General features: G+C 49.4%; 17 protein-coding genes. 4 read left to right on the top strand and 13 right to left on the bottom strand.

Annotated features, from left to right (window positions below; all coding sequences use genetic code 11):
* Window positions 1-21 precede the first annotated feature (21 nt).
* Window positions 22-447, bottom strand: a complete 426-nt coding sequence (locus F569_RS17195) for a hypothetical protein (protein WP_051279596.1) — start codon at window positions 445-447, stop codon at window positions 22-24.
* 287 nt (window positions 448-734) lie between these two features.
* Between F569_RS17195 and F569_RS0108315 the strand changes: the two genes are divergently transcribed.
* A complete protein-coding gene (locus F569_RS0108315; protein ID WP_026941824.1) occupies window positions 735-1,031 on the top strand; it encodes a SemiSWEET transporter in 297 nt (98 codons plus the stop codon).
* Window positions 1,028-1,327 (top strand): SemiSWEET transporter, encoded by a 300-nt coding sequence (locus F569_RS0108310; RefSeq protein WP_026941823.1) that lies wholly within the window; start codon window positions 1,028-1,030, stop codon window positions 1,325-1,327. The genes F569_RS0108315 and F569_RS0108310 overlap by 4 nt, the downstream gene beginning before the upstream one ends.
* Window positions 1,328-1,850: 523 nt before the next feature.
* Here the strand turns inward: F569_RS0108310 and F569_RS18935 are convergent.
* The 9 genes from F569_RS18935 to F569_RS0108260 form a co-directional block, all read right to left on the bottom strand.
* On the bottom strand, window positions 1,851-2,912 hold the full coding sequence (locus tag F569_RS18935; protein WP_051279594.1) for an energy transducer TonB: 1,062 nt from the start codon (window positions 2,910-2,912) through the stop codon (window positions 1,851-1,853).
* Window positions 2,913-2,921: 9 nt separating this feature from the next.
* A complete protein-coding gene (gene thiC, locus F569_RS0108295) occupies window positions 2,922-4,817 on the bottom strand; it encodes a phosphomethylpyrimidine synthase ThiC (RefSeq protein WP_034388061.1) in 1,896 nt (631 codons plus the stop codon).
* Window positions 4,814-5,356: a hypothetical protein gene (locus tag F569_RS0108290; RefSeq protein WP_026941820.1), complete on the bottom strand. Its 543-nt coding sequence runs from the start codon at window positions 5,354-5,356 to the stop codon at window positions 4,814-4,816. The genes thiC and F569_RS0108290 overlap by 4 nt, the downstream gene beginning before the upstream one ends.
* The gene (locus F569_RS0108285) at window positions 5,353-6,171 is read right to left on the bottom strand and encodes an MBL fold metallo-hydrolase (protein ID WP_026941819.1); all 819 of its coding nucleotides are present in this window, start codon (window positions 6,169-6,171) and stop codon (window positions 5,353-5,355) included. Before F569_RS0108285 ends, F569_RS0108290 begins: the two co-directional genes overlap by 4 nt.
* Before the next feature lie 240 nt (window positions 6,172-6,411).
* Window positions 6,412-7,536: an acyltransferase family protein gene (locus F569_RS0108280; RefSeq protein WP_026941818.1), complete on the bottom strand. Its 1,125-nt coding sequence runs from the start codon at window positions 7,534-7,536 to the stop codon at window positions 6,412-6,414.
* The gene (locus F569_RS0108275) at window positions 7,533-8,750 is read right to left on the bottom strand and encodes an NAD(P)/FAD-dependent oxidoreductase (protein WP_026941817.1); all 1,218 of its coding nucleotides are present in this window, start codon (window positions 8,748-8,750) and stop codon (window positions 7,533-7,535) included. The genes F569_RS0108280 and F569_RS0108275 overlap by 4 nt, the downstream gene beginning before the upstream one ends.
* Window positions 8,750-10,696 carry an acetate--CoA ligase gene (gene acs, locus F569_RS0108270; RefSeq protein ID WP_026941816.1) on the bottom strand — a complete coding sequence of 649 codons (1,947 nt, stop codon included), beginning with the start codon at window positions 10,694-10,696 and terminating at the stop codon, window positions 8,750-8,752. Before acs ends, F569_RS0108275 begins: the two co-directional genes overlap by 1 nt.
* Entirely contained in the window at window positions 10,689-12,443 is a 1,755-nt protein-coding gene (locus F569_RS0108265; RefSeq protein ID WP_026941815.1) for a sodium:solute symporter family protein, read from the bottom strand. The genes acs and F569_RS0108265 overlap by 8 nt, the downstream gene beginning before the upstream one ends.
* A gap of 3 nt (window positions 12,444-12,446) precedes the next feature.
* The gene (locus tag F569_RS0108260; RefSeq protein ID WP_026941814.1) at window positions 12,447-12,707 is read right to left on the bottom strand and encodes a DUF4212 domain-containing protein; all 261 of its coding nucleotides are present in this window, start codon (window positions 12,705-12,707) and stop codon (window positions 12,447-12,449) included.
* Between the two features lie 247 nt (window positions 12,708-12,954).
* Between F569_RS0108260 and F569_RS17185 the strand changes: the two genes are divergently transcribed.
* Complete coding sequence (locus F569_RS17185; RefSeq protein WP_034388056.1) at window positions 12,955-13,863, top strand: DUF4437 domain-containing protein; 909 nt, start codon at window positions 12,955-12,957, stop codon at window positions 13,861-13,863.
* Window positions 13,864-13,886: 23 nt separating this feature from the next.
* On the opposite strand, the gene F569_RS18930 is transcribed toward F569_RS17185, so the two are convergent.
* Genes F569_RS18930 through F569_RS0108240 form a run of 3 tightly spaced genes read right to left on the bottom strand, consistent with a single transcriptional unit; the run spans window position 13,887 to window position 17,715 of the window.
* Window positions 13,887-14,978: a peptidoglycan DD-metalloendopeptidase family protein gene (locus F569_RS18930; protein ID WP_051279592.1), complete on the bottom strand. Its 1,092-nt coding sequence runs from the start codon at window positions 14,976-14,978 to the stop codon at window positions 13,887-13,889.
* Between the two features lie 11 nt (window positions 14,979-14,989).
* Entirely contained in the window at window positions 14,990-17,254 is a 2,265-nt protein-coding gene (locus F569_RS0108245; protein ID WP_084168915.1) for a xanthine dehydrogenase family protein molybdopterin-binding subunit, read from the bottom strand.
* A 2-nt stretch (window positions 17,255-17,256) separates the two neighbouring features.
* Window positions 17,257-17,715, bottom strand: a complete 459-nt coding sequence (locus tag F569_RS0108240; protein ID WP_026941812.1) for a (2Fe-2S)-binding protein — start codon at window positions 17,713-17,715, stop codon at window positions 17,257-17,259.
* Between the two features lie 136 nt (window positions 17,716-17,851).
* Between F569_RS0108240 and F569_RS0108235 the strand changes: the two genes are divergently transcribed.
* Window positions 17,852-18,121, top strand: coding sequence for a SemiSWEET transporter (locus tag F569_RS0108235; RefSeq protein ID WP_034388054.1), 270 nt, complete (start codon window positions 17,852-17,854; stop codon window positions 18,119-18,121).
* Window positions 18,122-18,135 lie beyond the last annotated feature (14 nt).

Here is an 18,135-nt window from a genome sequence, read left to right as displayed (position 1 = left end):
GCGATAACACCCAAAACTATCTCACTCAGCCACCTTCCCTGCATAAAGCGCTATCAAGAAAGAGCCGAATATTCCTGCATTCAGAACCGCGTTAAACCAGGCGCCTGTGAGGACTGAACCGAGGCTATCAGTGATGAACCAACAAATGAGCGGGATTAGAATCAAGCGCCGGCCGAGGGCGATATTTTTGCGCAAGACATGTTGTGAAACTACCCAGATCATCGCGCCAAACCCGACTAGAATGCCGCCCAGTATCGCATTGAGCAAATGCGCAGATTTTCCTGTTATGGGCTGCGCGCCCTCATAGGGTTGATAAGCAAAATCCAGAAACATTTCAGTTAAGCCGCCAAGCCCTGTAACAGGCGCAGTCACCATAAGCAGCCCCGGCCCGATCAGCAGAAGAAATGCTAAAACTTTAAGCAAAGTTATACGCGTTGATATGGACATATGCTCCCTCTAAGCCTCTGTACGGAGTTTGGCGCATGGTATCGCCCCAAGCAAGTTATGATGGTGAAGACATATCATGCGGCAATGTATGGAGTCCACATGGCGCTCTTTCAGCAAAAGGCATGTATTATGAGAATTTCACTCTCTTAATATTCTATGAATAGCACAAATCCTGTTCAAAGCCGTGCAAAATCACATCATTTGATGATTTTAGTCCCCTTATTTTTGCATAGGTCAATTGGTGTAACGGCGCTTCCCGAAAACTCCGCCTCAGCTAAATGGGACATATGACACAGATTGAATTATTTGGCTTTATCGCCGCCCTACTCACGTCCATGGCTTACCTTCCCCAAGCCGTGATGATCATCCGCACTGGCGTGACCACAGGCATCAGCCTGTTAATGTATAGCATGTTGACGAGCGGCAAAATATTGTGGCTCAGCTACGGCGTGCTCGTGACGTCTTGGCCTTTGATACTCTCCCAAACATTTACGCTATGCCTGGCATCTATCATCCTCAGCCTAACATTTAGAAATAGCTATAAGGCTAAAAAGAACCGCACGGGACAGGAGCGTTTCGCATGAGCGCGGTGGTCTGGCTCGGTTATGCAGCGGCGATATTAACCTCGCTCTCATTTTTACCCCAAGCCTTACTGGTGATCCGTACCCGGCAAACGGGCGGGATTAGCCTTATGATGTATTCTCTTTTTACACTGGGGGTCGCCTTTTGGCTTGTCTATGGGATCGCGTCCAAGGCGATGCCCATTATACTTGCCAATGCTGTAACTCTCGCTCTGGCGGCGACTATTCTCGGGATTGCTGTGAGAGAGAGGTTTTGGAGAAAGGGCGCAAGCTCGGCCATCGCTCCCGAAAATACTTAAGCGAGCGAACCCGCTTAAGCGTAGGTACCACGAACTCCTTTTGTCAGGTCCGCATCTCGAAAGAGCAGTGAGACAATTAGTACAAATTCTTGATTAGTTGGTAGCGCCTGGCCCTGTGCTTCGCTATATGCCCTCAGTTGTCTTTCTATCGGCAGCCGCACGAGCCTCCCATTCTTCGGCTGTGGCACAGACTTTTTTGTTAAACTTAGAGCCTATGGCCTGTGTTCGCTTACAAATCATTTTGCCATCTTCCGACTTTGCTGTTCTTTTTGTCTGGTTCAGCTGGTCCGCAACGGATTTGGTCGCTTTGGCTTCAGCGACTTGCTCTGGTGTTGTTGCGACAGACGCGCAAGCGCCGAGTAATAGAAGGCCAAGTGTAACTGGAATAGCTTAAAGTGTTGAGATTTTCGTCATGATGTCGCTCCTTTACATTATAGCGACGACGCGAACTTGGTCGCCGCAACTTTTTAATGGATTAATCAATCGGCTCGCGACAAGATACAAATGTTTACATCTGCATGGATTACTCGGGAATGAGCTCTCCTAATTGATTGCGTAATCTAAAGGAAATTCTATTTTCTAGATTTTTACTTTCAACAGCTTCGCCACTGATGATTTTTGGACTATACCTCCACTTCTTTAAAGCTTTGATAGAAGGTTTTTCAAATACAATATCAGTACAACTTACTGTACGAATATTAAAAACGCGGCCTTCGCGATTTACATCAAAAAGAAAATTACAGTGGCCAGATTTTTCGGCATTAGCTGGAAATATACCCGGAATTCGAACAATTGGCTTAGCCTCTTGATTAGAAACTGTCGTTGACGAAGGGGTTTCAGTTTTTTCCAAGAGATAGGACTGACCTGTCACCAATACCGGGTCCACCCCTTCTTTATTGGCCTTCCCGCGCAACAAACCGACTTGTAGTGACAGAGATGTATCTTCAGGCCATAACTTTACCATTTTATTGGCTACCATCATTTGTTCGGAACGCTTTTCAGGAGAGTCAAAGAGAAATAACAATGTATCATATTCTTTTCGCGTTTGAACAATATCATCTTTCAACATCTTTTCTCCCCAGGGAATTGCGGCTTCATAATTCTCAGTTTTAAAATATGCTTGTATAATGAGCTTAATCAGGTTTGGTTTTTGGGGCCCGCCCTCTAGAAAATAGCTCTCTAATTGCTCGGCGCCTAACGCATATTTTCTTTCAACAATATTCAACTGGGCAATATTCGCCTGAAATGTCTTTACTTCATGATCAAGCAACCCACCCGCTTCAATTGCTGTGTCAAATGCACGAATGGCCTTTTTATTATTGCGAAGTGAATAATATGATGCCCCTATCATTCTCTGTATAGTTGACACTTCGTATGGGGTAAGGCCTTCTATTTTAACGGCCTTATTCAATTTCTCAATAGCCTTTTTATGCTGCCTGCCTAGTTGATACCTCTGTGCCTCGGCTACAATTGGGCCACTTTTAGAACCAAAAATGCGGCTATTCTCCGTTTGAGCAAGAGCATTACCCACGAAAACAAAGCTAGTAAAAGCAATGATAAAATAAGCTTTAATGAGTTTGTGCATCTTTAGCTCCTAATCAATCGGTTCTCTTACGTCCCCATTCGCATTGAGGTAGATCTGGCCGCCGAGATCTTTGAACTTTTTACTCATCTCATCCATCCCCTCTTGGGCTTCGACGGGATAGAGCGCTTGTTTCTCATTATCAGTGAGGCCGTCCGCATAATCGCGCACGTCTTGGGTGATTTTCATGGAGCAGAATTTCGGGCCGCACATCGAGCAGAAATGCGCGACTTTATGCGCGTCTTTCGGCAGGGTTTGGTCGTGGAAGTCCTTGGCCGTTTCGGGGTCAAGCGCGAGGTTAAATTGATCTTCCCAGCGGAAGTCAAAGCGCGCGCGAGAAAGTGCATCATCGCGAATTTGCGCAGCGGGGTGGCCTTTGGCGAGGTCCGCCGCATGGGCCGCGAGCTTATAAGTAATCACACCGACTTTAACATCATCACGGTCAGGCAGACCTAGATGCTCTTTGGGCGTGACATAGCAAAGCATGGAGGTTCCGAACCAGCCAATCATCGCCGCGCCAATGCCGCTTGTGATATGGTCATAGCCAGGGGCAATATCCGTCGTCAGCGGGCCAAGCGTATAGAAGGGCGCTTCGTGGCATTCCTTTAGCTGTTTCTCCATATTGATTTTAATCTTGTGCATCGGCACATGGCCGGGGCCTTCGATCATGACCTGGCAGCCCTTGGCCCAAGCGATTTTTGTAAGCTCGCCCAGCGTTTCAAGTTCCGCGAATTGCGCGCGGTCATTGGCATCGGCCACAGAGCCGGGACGCAAACCATCGCCAAGGCTGAAGGTTACATCATAGGCGCGCATGATGTCGCAAATGTCTTCGAAATGCGTATAGAGGAAGCTCTCCTTATGGTGAGACAAGCACCATTTCGCCATGATAGAGCCGCCGCGCGACACAATGCCTGTGACGCGGTTGGCGGTCAGGTGGATATAGGCCAGACGCACACCTGCATGGATAGTGAAGTAATCCACGCCCTGCTCGCATTGCTCAATCAGGGTATCGCGGTAAACTTCCCAAGTCAGGTCTTCGGCGACGCCGTTGACTTTCTCCAGCGCTTGATAAATCGGCACCGTGCCAATCGGACATGGCGCGTTACGGATAATCCATTCGCGGGTATTGTGAATGTTCCGGCCCGTGGACAAGTCCATGACATTATCCGCGCCCCAGCGCGTCGCCCAGACCATTTTATCGACTTCCTCCTCAACCGAAGAGGCCACAGCGGAGTTACCGATATTGGCGTTGATTTTAACGAGGAAGTTACGGCCAATAATTTGTGGTTCCAGCTCCGGATGGTTGATATTGGCGGGAACCACGGCGCGGCCCGCAGCGATTTCATCACGGACGAATTCAGGCGTGACAAATGCGGGGATATTCGCGCCAAAGCTCTCCCCTGCGGCGACGCGGGCCTCTGCGCCCTCGACCATCTGCTTGCGGCCCAGATTTTCGCGCTCGGCGATATAGATCATTTCCTTGGTGATGATGCCCGCCTTGGCGAACTCATATTGCGTGACAGGGTGACCGGGCAGCCCGCGCAAGGGCTTGTTCTTGGTCGGAAATTCCCGCGCCAGAAACCGCCCCGTCGCGCCGCCATTATCTTCGGGCTTAACATCGCGGCCCTCATATTCCTCAACACCGCCGCGCTCCAGCACCCAAGCCGTGCGTGGACGGGCAAGGCCCTTCTCAACATCAATCGCCACATCGGGATCTGTATAAGGGCCAGAGGTATCATAGACAGGCACATCCGGCTCATTCGCTGTGGGGTGAAGGTGAACCAAGCGATGCGGCACGCGCAGCGTGGGGTCAGCGTCGGGCGCGGTGTAGACCTTGCTTGATGACGGCAATCCCCCCGTAGTTACCTCAGGGGTCTTAAATTCACTCTGGTCTATGGGCTTGTTCATGAAATTTTGCCTTTTTCAAGTATTGGTAAAATTACAGCTTCAAAATTTGACACACTTTCAGCTGTTTGGATTTGAAATAAAATTGACGTTTTTTTGCTTGTCTTCGGAGCTAAGAACTCGACTCGATTTATTTTATTTTCAGGTACTATACGTAAGTCATCTACGTTGTCGAATTCCACATGCGCAGAGGCTTTATTGCCTATATCGTTAAAAGCAAATGTCATTACCCGTCGATCAGTTATAACATTTACGGTACGAACCTTTCTTAGCTTTATGTCATTACGTGCTTCTAACGCAAATAAACAAACAGCACCCAAATTCATACTAGCAAGCAAAATTGAAGTTGTTTTAAAGCTTAGTTCGCCAAACTGGGTTAAATAAAGAACGATAATAACTAAGTTAGATCCAAAAAAAACTGTCAGATTCCAAAACCACCTATTCCTAACATATGGCTTTAGACTAACCTCTTCTAACCAAATTAACGTCTCATCTGACGGAATATCGTTCTTAAGGTCATCGTGTAATTGCTCATTTATCACTCCCCAATCTCCCGCGTTTCGCCGGGTTTGGAGAAATAATCTTGACCGGACTCTTTAAGGTCATCTGGCACCTTAAGTGGGACATGCACGCCGATGCTTTTGGCCACATTCATATCATCTTCAAGGATATTACGGCCCTGCATGGATGTTAGGAACCAGTATGGCGGAAAGGCTGTGTCGATGCGTTTGGCTTGCCAATGCTCTTTATGCGGGATGAAGTGTTGGCGGCGAGGGTCAGCGTCGCCCATATGCATGACCGTGGCCCCATCGCCTAATGTTACGCGGTAAACCATGTTTTGAACAGATGCGCGTGCGGGGGCGGGCCACCCTGCATGAGGGATGCGAACGGCTGTCGCGGTGATATCGCCAATAGTGATCGCTTTGGGCGTATCCCCTGCTTCCATATCTAGAATGGTCATACGGCTTTGCAAAGCTTCATTCCAATTGTCATCATCCTGCATCATATCAAGCGCTTGTTGAGGCGCGACAAGGCGGACTTCAGGATTTGAGGTTAAGTACGTTATCATCGCTATGGCTGAAAAATGATCGCGATGGGCATGACTGATGAAAACAGCATCAACGCCTTCATATTCACCCTGCCGCGACATCATCTTGGCAATCTGCACAAAGCTTGGCTCAGGATAAACGCCAAAGCCAGAGAGAGGGAGCGGATCGAACATGATTTTCGTCTCTCCGTGACTGACCAAAACGCCTTCATTCGCGATGTAATGCGCGGTGGAAGGGTGGTCATGGGCCAATGCCGCGCCGCCAAGACACGCTATAGCAAAAAGAGATGTGAGAGCCTTCAGTTTCATTTTCCGTCCTTCGCGCCGGTATCAACCGGATCAAGTTCAAAGGGTGCGTCTCAACCGTATTGTCTAGGAGGCCAGTTTGAGTTCCGATCGCTTGCGCTCTCGGCACCTTCGCCATTTTTGATTCTCAATCAAAAATTCCGGCTCCGCCAGAGCGCTACGGTGCCCCTCGGATACCCTCTTATGGGCAGAATCGAAGGGACACGCAAGAGCCGCTTTCAGTCTTGCAGTGAAAGAAAAAGGTTAAGTCGTGCGCCTAAGCGATTTGAAAATCCGTAAGGATGGACGCTCTACAAAATTATAGAAAATAGCGGACGTCAAAATGCTCAAGGATAAAGCGATAATGGCAAAAATGAGATTATCCCAAACACCTGGAGCGCCCACATTCAGACCCTCCGGCACAGCGGATCTATAAAGGCGCCGTAATGCCACCAAGACAATGTAATGCGTGAGGTAGAGCGAGTAAGACCAATCCCCAAGCTTTACGAGCCATAGCGGAGTTTTGGCCGATGAATTTATTTCATGGCTCGCCCACCCATATGTCAGCAGCACAAAGGGCACCAAGAAAACAGCGACGCGGTTTGTTGTGTAACTGCCGATATTGAAACCAGAAAACGCCGCTAGAGATATTACAGCTAAAAGACCGCCAATGGTAGCCAATATCTTTGGCGCATAGAACCGCCCAGTGGTGACAAGATAGCCCGCAAAGCCGCCTGCAATAAATTCAAGCGATAGCGGAGAGGCTAAGAGCTCCAATGCGTTGCGAGCATAGGCGGCAGGAGTTACGAATACGGCGCCTGTCAAAGTGATAATCGCCCATATCAATAATCCTATAGGTAAGACACGCCTTGGTAAAAATAAAAGCCCCGCGAATATGATATAAAAGAACATCTCATGGATGAGTGTCCAGCCCAGACCCAGCATAGGCGGCACATCTTGGGGAATTAATAAAAAAGATTTCACAGCAAATCTGAAAGCTTCATCCGGTCCGGACACTCGGTCGGGTGCTGCAGGCATTCCGTAGGTCATGAAAAAGTAAAGTGCCATAATACCTGCGCAAACCCACCAAAGGGGGTAAATCCGGGTGATACGAGACGTTAAAAAACGGCGCACATCCTCAAAACTTCGGCCTGATTGCCGCGTGACATAAACCATAATGAAGCCGGAAATGACAAAGAACAGATCGACACCGGCCCAGCCATTATCCCAAAGTCCGCGCGTTAAAGTGACGTCGGCGGGATTCCCCTCCGCCATTTGGCGTTGAAAAGCTGCAAGATGAAAAAACAGCACCAAGAGCGCCGCTATTCCTCTGAGAGCTTGAATTGTGTCCAATCGTTGTGGGAGCGCAATCGCCGGGGCCTTGGTCATAACACCGAAGATTTCAAATCGGCGTTACTATCGGCTAATATAGTCTTATCCAGCGCTTGCCCTTTGGTGAGCGCCATTTTGGTGAACATAAATTCTCTGGGGCTATTAACGGCATCCACCGCCAGGATTTGATCGCCTTTGAAATAAAAGGCGGCGAAGCTCCGGCTACCTTCAATATCGCCGCGAATGACGATTTCATCATAGCCTTCGGATAGACCTGCGATTTGAAGTTTAAGGTCAAACTGATCAGACCAGAACCAAGGCAGACTGCTATAGGGTTTGGGCTTTCCATTGATGTGCAAAGCAACAGTCTTGGCTTGCTCCGTCGCATTGGGCACGGATTCAAGCCTTATATGCCGCTCATAAATGGGATTATAATGCCACGTCACATCTCCAGCCGCATAAATGTCAGTGTCAGAGGTTTGGCAAAAACTATTGACCTCAATTCCGTTGCCGATGTCCAAACCCGCCATTTCCGCAAGTTCAATATTGGGAATAACGCCAATACCAATAATCACCATATCCGCGTCAAAATTTTGCTCGCACGCCGTGTGAACAGAGAGCGCATCACCGGATGATTTTATCTCAGACGCCATAACGCCTTCGAGAATTTGAACACCTTCCTCGGAATGTATGCGCTTATAAAACTCTGAAATCTCAGGCGCGGTGACGCGCTGCAAGATGCGCGGCATAGCTTCTAGAACTGTGACCTCCATGCCTTGTTTACGTAGGCTCGCGGCAGTTTCGAGACCAATATAGCCGCCGCCAATAATCACAGCTTGCTTACCTTTGGCGACACCCGCTTTGATGGCGCGAACATCGGTGGTATCGCGCAAGTAATATACACCGTCCAAATCAACACCAGCCACAGGCAAATGCCGCACGCGGGCCCCCGTCGCCAAAACAAGCTTATCATAAGCAAGGGCCTCGCCGTCATCCGTCAAGACGGTTTTAGCTATGCGGTCAATGGCTCCGACGCGCGTGCCAAGTTTCATCTGAACATTAGCGTTTTCATAAACGCTGGCAGGGCGAAGTAGAATTTCATCGATAGCTTTATCGCCAGACAAAAAGTCTTTGGAGAGCGGCGGACGATGATAAGGTAGATCTGGCTCATCACCGATAAGAGTAATGCTACCCTCCCAACCGCCTTGACGTAGGCTGACACAAAGCTGTGCGCCCGCATGAGAGGCCCCTATGATAATGCACTGTTTCATTAGGCGCGATTTTGGCGGTTTGCAATCAAATCGTCAACAACTTCAGGCTCTGATAATGTTGAGGTGTCGCCCAAATTATCGAAACTGTCTTCGGCGATTTTGCGTAAGATGCGCCGCATTATTTTGCCTGAGCGGGTCTTGGGAAGACCCGGCGCAAATTGGATCAAATCAGGGGTGGCAATAGGCCCGATTTCAGTTCGTACATGTTTGACCAAGGCAGCTTTTAGCTCGTCACTAACCTCTGTGCCAGCGGTGACCGTGACGTAGGCGTAAATGCCTTGCCCTTTTATATCGTGCGGATAACCGACAACGGCGGCTTCAGCGACGGCGTCATGACTGACCAGCGCGCTTTCCACTTCGGCGGTGCCCATGCGGTGGCCCGAAACATTAATCACATCATCCACGCGGCCTGTAATCCAGTAAAAACCATCCTCATCACGGCGGCAGCCATCACCTGTAAAATAATTGCCGGGATAGGCTGAGAAGTAAGTGTCTTTAAAGCGCTGGTGATCACCATAGACCGTGCGCATTTGGCCAGGCCAACTGTCTTTGATAATCAAGTTACCCTCTGTTGCGCCGTCTAGCTCATTCCCCTCAGCATCAACTAAAGCCGGAACAATGCCAAAGAAAGGATGACTCCCCGCGCCAGGCTTCATATCAGTAGTGCCTGGGAGCGGCACAATCATCGCGCCGCCTGTTTCCGTCTGCCACCATGTATCCACGATAGGGCATCGCCCTTCGCCAACCACATGAAAATACCATTCCCACGCTTCGGGGTTTATCGGTTCGCCCACTGTGCCGAGAATACGTAAGCTCTTGCGAGAGGTCGCATTCACAGGCCCATCCCCTTCCCGCATCAAGGCGCGAATGGCTGTAGGAGCTGTGTAAAACAAGCTAACTTGGTGCTTATCGCAAACTTGCCAGAAACGGGACGCATCAGGATAAGTCGGGATGCCCTCAAACATGACCGTTGTCGCGCCATTGGCGAGCGGCCCATACACAATATAAGTATGGCCCGTGACCCAGCCGACATCAGCGCTACACCAATAAACATCATCTTCCTTGAGGTCGAAAACATATTCATGGGTCATAGAGGCCCAAACGAGATAGCCGCCCGTCGTATGGAGCACGCCTTTGGGTTTCCCAGTAGAGCCGCTTGTGTAGAGAATAAAGAGCGGGTCTTCAGCGTTCATCGGTTCAGGCAGACAGTAATCCGAAACGTTCTTCAATGCCTCATGCAGCCAGACATCACGGCCCTCTTTCATCGTGACATCACCGCCTGTGCGCTTTACCGTCAGGACAGTTTCGACGATCCCTGCTATGTCGCAGGCCGCATCGCAATTGGCCTTAAGCGGCACTTTTTTTGTCCCGCGCAAACCTTCATCCGCAGTGATAATAAAGGTACTCTCGCAATCGGTAATTCGTCCGGCCAGCGCGTCAGGGCTGAAGCCGCCAAAGACGACACTATGCACCGCGCCAATTCTCGCACAAGCGAGCATGGCGTAAGCCGCTTCCACTATCATTGGCATGTAAATTGTGACGCGATCACCTTTTTTCACGCCGAGTTTTTTCATCACATTTGAAAAGCGGCACACTTCGCGGTGAAGCTCGCGGTAAGTGAGCGTTTTAGATTCTGAAGGGTCGTCGCCTTCCCAGATGATTGCGGCTTTATCGCCGCGGGTCTCAAGATGGCGATCCAGGCAATTTTCCGTCACGTTCAAAACGCCGTCCTCATACCATTTCACATGCAGATCGGATTTATCCCAACTGACATCTTTGACCTTGGTGTAAGGCTTCATCCAGTTCAAACGCTTCCCTTGCACGCCCCAAAAGCTTTCCGGGTCAGCAATTGAGGCTGCATACATTGACGCATAGGACACAGGATTCAGATTAGCTTTAGCTACAAAGTCAGCATGAACAGAATATGTCTTATTGGTTTCACTCATGGAGGGCACCTCTTTGACCGGGAATCCGGATATCTTCGACGAGTTGTTGTATCGCAGATGGCGGAGCCGGTGTCACGAGGGCTGTGACAATTCCGACGGCCAAAGCAACCCACATAAAAACAAAACCGATACCTTCGGGCGAGACACCAAACCACCAACCCGCTTCGCTGCCATATTCAGATTTAAAATAGATAATGTAAGCCATTGTCGGGATAAGCCCCGACAGCATTGCAGCAATGGCCCCTTCCTTGTTCATCCGTTTCCAGAAAATGCCGAGCACAATAATCGGAAAAAGCGAGGCTGCCGCAATCCCGAAGGCATAAGCTACAACTTGAGCCACGAAAGGCAAGGATGAAGCAAAGGCCCCGATAAGCGCCGCCGCTATGACAGCTGCGAAAGCGGAGAGGCGCGCGGCGCGCAGTTCCCCCTTCTCACTCATATTGGGATAAAATGTACTCTTGAGTAAATCATGGCTGATAGCAGAGCTAATCACCATAAGCAGGCCTGCCGCTGTAGAGAGCGCCGCCGCAAGACCGCCTGCCACCACTAAGCCAATCACCCATCCCGGCAAATTTGCAATTTGGGGATTAGCCAGCACGAAAATATCCCGGTTCGGCACAACTTCGTTTTCAAGACCATCGGGCGCAGCAGGGCCGCGATATTGCATCATCCCATCGCCGTTTAAATCATTGAACTTAAGCAGGTCGGTTTTTTCCCAATCTTTATACCACTCAGGAACAGGCTTCCCGCCCTCAGCCAAAATAGCCGCTGCGCGTTCTTCATAGTTTTCGCTGTCAGCAATATAAGTCGCTTCATTCACAGTATCGATAAAGTTCATTCGCGCGAAAGCGCCAACGGCAGGCGCAACGGTGTAGAGCAGCGCAATAAACATCAGCGCCCAACCCGCCGACTTTCGCGCGGCCTTCGCCGATTTGACGGTGAAGAAGCGAATAATCACATGCGGCAATCCCGCTGTTCCAAACATGAGCGCCGCTGTGATGCAAAATACATCTATTTTGGATTTTGTGGTCGAAGTATATTCTGTAAAGCCCAAATCCGTTACGACCGTATTGAGTTTATCTAGCATGGATATCTCGCTCCCCGACATATTGCCAATAAAGCCAAGCTGCGGAATGGGGTTATTCGTGACGATCAGCGAGATAAATATTGCGGGTACGGTATAGGCAAAAATCAACACAACATATTGTGCGACTTGCGTATAGGTAATGCCCTTCATTCCGCCCAGCACGGCATAGACAAAGACAATAAAACTGCCGATGAAAATACCCCAATTAAACGGTACGCCCAGGAAAGACGAAAACGCTACGCCCACCCCTTTCATCTGTCCAGCGATATAGGTGAAAGAGACCATGAGCGCACAAATTACTGCGATAACGCGGGCAACTTTGGAATAATATCGGTCGCCGACAAAATCAGGAACTGTGAACTTTCCGAACTCTCGCAGAAAAGGCGCGAGCAGAAGCGCAAGCAGGACATAGCCGCCCGTCCAGCCCATCAGGTAAACGGATCCGCCATAACCGAGAAATGCAACTAGTCCTGCCATTGACAGGAAACTCGCGGCTGACATCCAATCCGCCGCTGTCGCCATGCCGTTCAGCGCAGGATGAATATCATGTCCGGCCACATAGAAGTCTTTGGTAGACCCTGCCCGCGCCCACAAGGCGATGGCAATATAAAGCCCAAATGTCAGGCCAACGAAAAGATAGCTCCATTGCTGCTGATCCACGGCTTAACCCTCAATCCCATATTTCTTTTCGAGTCGGCTCATCCCGATGCAATAAATAATGATGAGGGCAAGAAAGGCATAAATTGCGCCTTGCTGCGCGAACCAAAACCCAAGCGGCGCACCTCCGATAGAAAACTGGTCTAAAAACTCACGAAAGAGAATACCCGCCCCATAGGACACCAAAAACCAAATAACCAAAAGGCTAAGCGTAAAACGAATAGTCGCCCGCCAATAAGCTTTTTTGCTCTCAGATGTTACCGTCATTTCATCTCCCGTTTAGTATGAAGTATAAGCGATCAGATGAAAAAATATAGCCTAAACAAAAGCGCTTTCAGATTACGGTCGAAGGATTTCGGGGCAATAAAATCGGTCAATTAACTAGAATTTGGAACCTATTACCAATGTGTACGTAGCTTTTACAGACTATACTCTTACAAGACTTATACAAACTTCTGGCTTCTAAATTTCATAGCAAAACCTGACCGCCAGAAAATAATTAGAAAGTTTCATAATGCCTTTTTCGAAAACACCATTTAATGCTAAATACTCAATTTCGGTCATTGCAGCATCAACCTTGGTATTGAGCGCCGCGTGCCAAGCGCAAAACGAAGCAGAGACCCCGCTAAATAGTCAGAATATCTCAGAAACATCCGTAACCATAACAACACCTAGCGAGCTCAAATTTCAACCGCTCAACCCAGCACGTGGCGACGCCGCTCCGCAAGCAGGTGTACTCTGGGGAGATATAATGAAGGATGTTCCCTCTGGCGTGATTTTAAGATTCGCAGACGGATTTTCCTCGCCCCCCCATATCCACAATATCACTTATAGAGCTGTCGTGATTGAGGGACACATCCATAATGATGATCCGGAAGCGGCTAAAATGTGGATGGGTCCCGGATCTTATTGGACCCAACCCGCCGGAGAGCCCCACATCACAGCGGCAAAGCCTGGTAACGCAGGCGTTGCCTTTCTTGAAATATTTTCAGGTCCTTACCTTGTACAGCCTTCCTCAGAAGCCTTTGATGATGGGGAGCTTCCGATAAATCTTGTGCCATCCAATATGGTGTGGCTGTCACCTGAAGACACAAATTGGATTACAGCTAAACAAGGCACAGCCGCAGAGCTCACTTTCTTATGGGGCCAACCTATAGCAGGAGAAGCCAGCGGGTCACTTGTGAAACTGGGTAAGGGTGTAGACGCTACTCTTACGACTGACGGCGAGCACATGGACGCTGTCTTAATACAGGGAACGCTCAAATACCCATCCGTTAAGGCTGCTGAAACGCGCACCCTAGAAGCCGGAAGTCACATCCAGTCAAAGGGCATCGTATCTCACGAATTATCATGTGAGGTAGCTAAATGCCTGATATATATTCGCGGCAAAGGGACTTATAATTTGACGGCTTCGAAATCGTAATTGACGCTCAAAAATTTCCTAGCTCAATTCGGCGCCATCTGGTCGTTACGAATATAAAATAACCCGTCTTTACTGACGGATTTTCCGCGCCGAATGCGAGTCGTGTTGTTAAATTTTACGGGATAGGTGTAACCGCCTTCTGCAAAGAGGTCGGGATAACGCTGTATTTGAAAATGCAGGTGTGGCGCGGACGTATTGCCAGAATTTCCACATTCACCAAGCTTTTGCCCTGTCGAAACGCGATCCCCTTTAGATACGACCGTGCTGCTTTGCTTCATATGGGCGAGCAGAGCATAATGGGTGTCATCCATTTTTATAACCACATGGTTCCCCGCAGGGTTCTTAGGGTCTCGCGAGCCTATAGGCTGATCAATTTGATCACTAACGACGCGCTCAATCACCCCGTCAACAGGCGCAATTAAAACCGCACCGAAACAGGCGTAATCCTCAAGCTTTGACTTATCTCCTTTATTTTCGGTTCCGTTTTCATGAAGGGTCACCATGTCCAATGCATGCTTTTGAGAGCTATGGGCCACATGATAATTCACCATTGTGTTATGCCCAGCATGGAACATGTAGCTCTCGTCTGCGAAGGGAGAATTTACAGTCACCGCACCTTTTCCTGTGAGTTGGGGAAAAAGGCTGTCGCTCAAAATAAAAATCATAAAAGGCATGGCAAAAGCGGAAAAAATCGACATGGGTTTTCCGCCAATACGCTTGGGTATCAGGCTTAGTAGCATAAGAAATAAGGCTCCGCCGCCTATCATGAAATATATACCTTTGAGTTCATCAGGCTGAAACTGCGCGGCCACGACGCCTGTAAAAACAGTAAAACCACAGAGCGCCCAAAAGATTATTCGCAGAAGAATGGGTCGCCAATACCGGCGGTTTTCTTTTGAAAAAGGCGCTTTCCAAAATGCCCAATGGATTTCTTTATTGATAAGGTACGGTAATCGCGCCAGCGGCACCAAAAGGCACGCCGCCATAATGACGAGCATAATGAAATTAAAATATGCGCCAACCTTAAACGCAAGGGCTCCCAAAAGAAATGCCATACCACACAGCACAGCTATCACCACCCGCATGATAAGTTGCCATGTAGGCGGCTTATCCATTTAAGCTCTCCCTATGTCGCAGCGCCAAATTCATGCTTGCTGAGGGGCAATTGACGTATTCTTTTGCCGGTTGCCTTAAAGACCGCATTTGCAACGGCAGGCGCGATGGGCGGAGTTCCCGGCTCGCCTGCCCCGCCAATAGGTGCGTCAGAAGAAATAATTTTGACATCAATCTCCGGCGCGTCATTCATTCGCATAGGCTGATAATCATGGAAATTACTCTGCTCAACCGCTCCGTCCTCAATGGAGATTTCGCCGTAAAGTGCAGCGGTCAGCCCGTAAATAATACCGCTTTCCATTTGAGCTTCAAATCCGTCCGGATTCACGGCCAAGCCTGCATCAGCCGCGCAAGCGACATGCAGCACGCGGGGTTCACCTTGGCTCATATCAATGGTCACGACTTCTGCGACGATGGTCATAAAGCTCTCACAAATAGAGATGCCCTGCGCCTGTCCTGCTGGAAGTGCCTTCCCCCATTCTGCCATTTTTGCGGCGGTATCCAGGACTTTTAAGTGGCGTGGTTTATTCTTAAGCAGCTTACGGCGATATTCGTAACCGTCTATGCCCGCATTGACCGCAAGTTCATCAATAAAGCTCTCAGTAAAATAACCATGTTGCGTGTGGTCAACGGAGCGCCAAGGACCAAGGCGTATATGTGTCGGACTGTCGGCATATTGCGCCCTGACGTTGGGAATATCGTAGAAAACAGCACTAGCTTCGGGCGGATCCATTTTATGCACGAAATCACTTTCCCAAGAAATCGGCATGCCGTCTTCATCTAGACCTGCTTTGAAACGCCCTAAGACTGATGGCCGGTAATGATCTTGCTGTGTACTTTCTTCGCGTGACCAAATTAATTTGACAGGCACGCCTGCTTTCTTAGCAACCATAACTGCTTGATTCGTGTAATCCGGCGTCGCGCGTCGGCCAAAACCGCCGCCCATAAAGGCCGTGTGAACCGTTACATTTTCAGGATCCATTCCAAGTGTCTCTGCCGTTACCATGCGTGTGCCAAGCGGGTTTTGTGTCCCTGTCCAGAGATCGCATTTCCCATCTCTGACCCAAGCCGTCGCATTCATGGGCTCCATGCAGGCATGTGCCAAATAAGGTACGCGGTATTCAGCTTCATAGACAGACGCCGCGGATTTCAGACCTTTTGTGACATTACCAGCCTTGTGAAGAACTTTCTTTTTGCCGCCATCAAGCGACTGTGCATATTGCGCAAAAATACTCTCTTCATTGACGTTTTCCGTACCAGAAACAGTCCATTCGACCTCGACCATATCAAGCGCTTGCTTCGCTTGCCAATAACCCTCAGCGACAACAGCAACATAATCACTCATATTATAAACGCCGATGACGCCCGGCATAGCTTTGGCATCCTTGGAGTCGAGTTTTGCAATCTTCTGACCATGAACAGGCGCCGCCATAACTGTCCCGTATTTGATGCCCTCAACCTGAGCATCAATTCCGAACATGGCTGTACCATCGACCTTGGCCGGGATATCAACACGCGGCAGAGATTGGCCCAGTAATTTATAGTCGCTCCGCTTTTTCAGCTTAGGCTGTAAATTTGGCTTTAAAGTCGCCGCGACCTCTGCAAATTCCGCGAAAGGTGCTTTCTTATCACCGTGATAGATGTAGCTTTTTTCGGCGCGTAATTCACCTAAAGGCACATCCCATTGCTGAGCCGCCGCTTCTAAAAGCAACTCTCTGGCTGCGGCCCCCGCCGTTAGCATAGCGGCAACGCCTGTAAAGCGTACCGATGTTGATCCGCCTGTGATTTGCAAATCCATCGACTTTGCCGCCGTCAGCATAAGTCCGTTGACTGTATCGAAAAGCGGGGACGGTATATTTGCGCCGCCGGTCAAAAACTCACGGCCAAGTTCGAAATTGGCAAAGTCTTTTTCAGCGGGCGCTTCCATAATGTCCATGGCATCCCAATCGGCTTCCATCTCTTCGGCAAGCATCGCGGAGAGAGCGGTGTGAACGCCCTGCCCCATTTCACCGTGAGGGATAATAGCCGTCACCGTATTGTCAGGCGCAATTTTAACCCATGTGGTGATGAGCTGCTCTTGCCCTTCTGTGACAAATTTTGCGAGCTCATCCGTGCGGTCACCTGGGCGAATAGCAATACCGACCATAAGCGCGCCGCCGACGCCAATACCTGCGACGGCTCCAGCTCCGATGAAACTTCTGCGCGTCCATTTACGGGCGCGGCTTTCATTTGCGCGTTTTGCTTTCTTAACCGCTTTTTTCTCTGCTCTGGATACCATGACTATGCTCCCTTCGCTGCGGTTTTAATGGCCGCTTTAATACGCGTATACATGCCGCAACGGCACACATTTCCCGACATAGCCGAGTCAATGTCCTCGTCAGAGGGATTGGCATTTTCCTTAAGCAACGCCACAGCCGACATGATCTGGCCAGATTGACAATATCCACATTGCGGAACTTGGTGTTTTATCCAGGCCTCTTGCACCGCGTGAAGGGTGCCATCAGGCGCGGCGATACCTTCAATCGTGGTGACGTCTTTCCCTTCGGCCTCAGAGAGCGGCGTAACGCAGGACCTGACAGGCTCGCCGTCAATATGAACAGTGCAAGCCCCGCAGAGAGACGCGCCGCATCCAAATTTTGTGCCTACAAGGCCGAGCTGTTCTCTAACAACCCAAAGCACAGGGGTCTCCGGGTCGATATCTATCTTTTGGGCTTTGCCATTGACTGTTAGCTGAACCATGGTGTCCTCCGGTTTTTCTTTTAATCTACACAAATTTGTAATGATTGACCAGTCTCGCTTATGACGAAGCCATATTCATATTTGAACGGTCATTATAAATGTGGCGTCCCCAATCAAAATCACTTAGACCGCTATTATGTTATCTCCTGACTTCATCGGCACAATTGCCGCGACTCTCACAACACTTTCATTTCTACCCCAAGCCATTTTGGTTTTAAGGACCCGAGAAACGCGCGGCATATCGCTCGGTATGTATAGCGTCTTCACTCTCGGCGTTGCACTCTGGATCGTTTATGGCGTTTACCTGAAAGCGACCCCAGTCATAGCCGCCAATATTGTGACGCTTTGTCTGGCGCTTTGCATTCTAAGTGTTGTAATACAAAACAAACTTAAATCCCGCGGCTAAAGAAAATATGCCTC

Origin of the sequence: Hellea balneolensis DSM 19091 (assembly GCF_000428525.1) — a bacterium.
Lineage (GTDB): Bacteria > Pseudomonadota > Alphaproteobacteria > Caulobacterales > Maricaulaceae > Hellea > Hellea balneolensis.
This window is presented reverse-complemented; position numbering and strand designations above follow the sequence as displayed.

Excerpts from the sequence above, each read along its gene's own strand:
- F569_RS17195 (WP_051279596.1), bottom strand. The coding sequence starts at position 447 with ATGTCCATATCAACGCGTATAACTTTGCTTAAAGTTTTAGCATTTCTT.
- F569_RS0108315 (WP_026941824.1), top strand. The coding sequence starts at position 735 with ATGACACAGATTGAATTATTTGGCTTTATCGCCGCCCTACTCACGTCC.
- F569_RS0108310 (WP_026941823.1), top strand. The coding sequence starts at position 1,028 with ATGAGCGCGGTGGTCTGGCTCGGTTATGCAGCGGCGATATTAACCTCG.
- F569_RS18935 (WP_051279594.1), bottom strand. The coding sequence starts at position 2,912 with ATGCACAAACTCATTAAAGCTTATTTTATCATTGCTTTTACTAGCTTT.
- thiC (WP_034388061.1), bottom strand. The coding sequence starts at position 4,817 with ATGAACAAGCCCATAGACCAGAGTGAATTTAAGACCCCTGAGGTAACT.
- F569_RS0108285 (WP_026941819.1), bottom strand. The coding sequence starts at position 6,171 with ATGAAACTGAAGGCTCTCACATCTCTTTTTGCTATAGCGTGTCTTGGC.
- F569_RS0108280 (WP_026941818.1), bottom strand. The coding sequence starts at position 7,536 with ATGACCAAGGCCCCGGCGATTGCGCTCCCACAACGATTGGACACAATT.
- F569_RS0108275 (WP_026941817.1), bottom strand. The coding sequence starts at position 8,750 with ATGAAACAGTGCATTATCATAGGGGCCTCTCATGCGGGCGCACAGCTT.
- acs (WP_026941816.1), bottom strand. The coding sequence starts at position 10,696 with ATGAGTGAAACCAATAAGACATATTCTGTTCATGCTGACTTTGTAGCT.
- F569_RS0108260 (WP_026941814.1), bottom strand. The coding sequence starts at position 12,707 with ATGACGGTAACATCTGAGAGCAAAAAAGCTTATTGGCGGGCGACTATT.
- F569_RS17185 (WP_034388056.1), top strand. The coding sequence starts at position 12,955 with ATGCCTTTTTCGAAAACACCATTTAATGCTAAATACTCAATTTCGGTC.
- F569_RS18930 (WP_051279592.1), bottom strand. The coding sequence starts at position 14,978 with ATGGATAAGCCGCCTACATGGCAACTTATCATGCGGGTGGTGATAGCT.
- F569_RS0108245 (WP_084168915.1), bottom strand. The coding sequence starts at position 17,254 with ATGGTATCCAGAGCAGAGAAAAAAGCGGTTAAGAAAGCAAAACGCGCA.
- F569_RS0108240 (WP_026941812.1), bottom strand. The coding sequence starts at position 17,715 with ATGGTTCAGCTAACAGTCAATGGCAAAGCCCAAAAGATAGATATCGAC.
- F569_RS0108235 (WP_034388054.1), top strand. The coding sequence starts at position 17,852 with ATGTTATCTCCTGACTTCATCGGCACAATTGCCGCGACTCTCACAACA.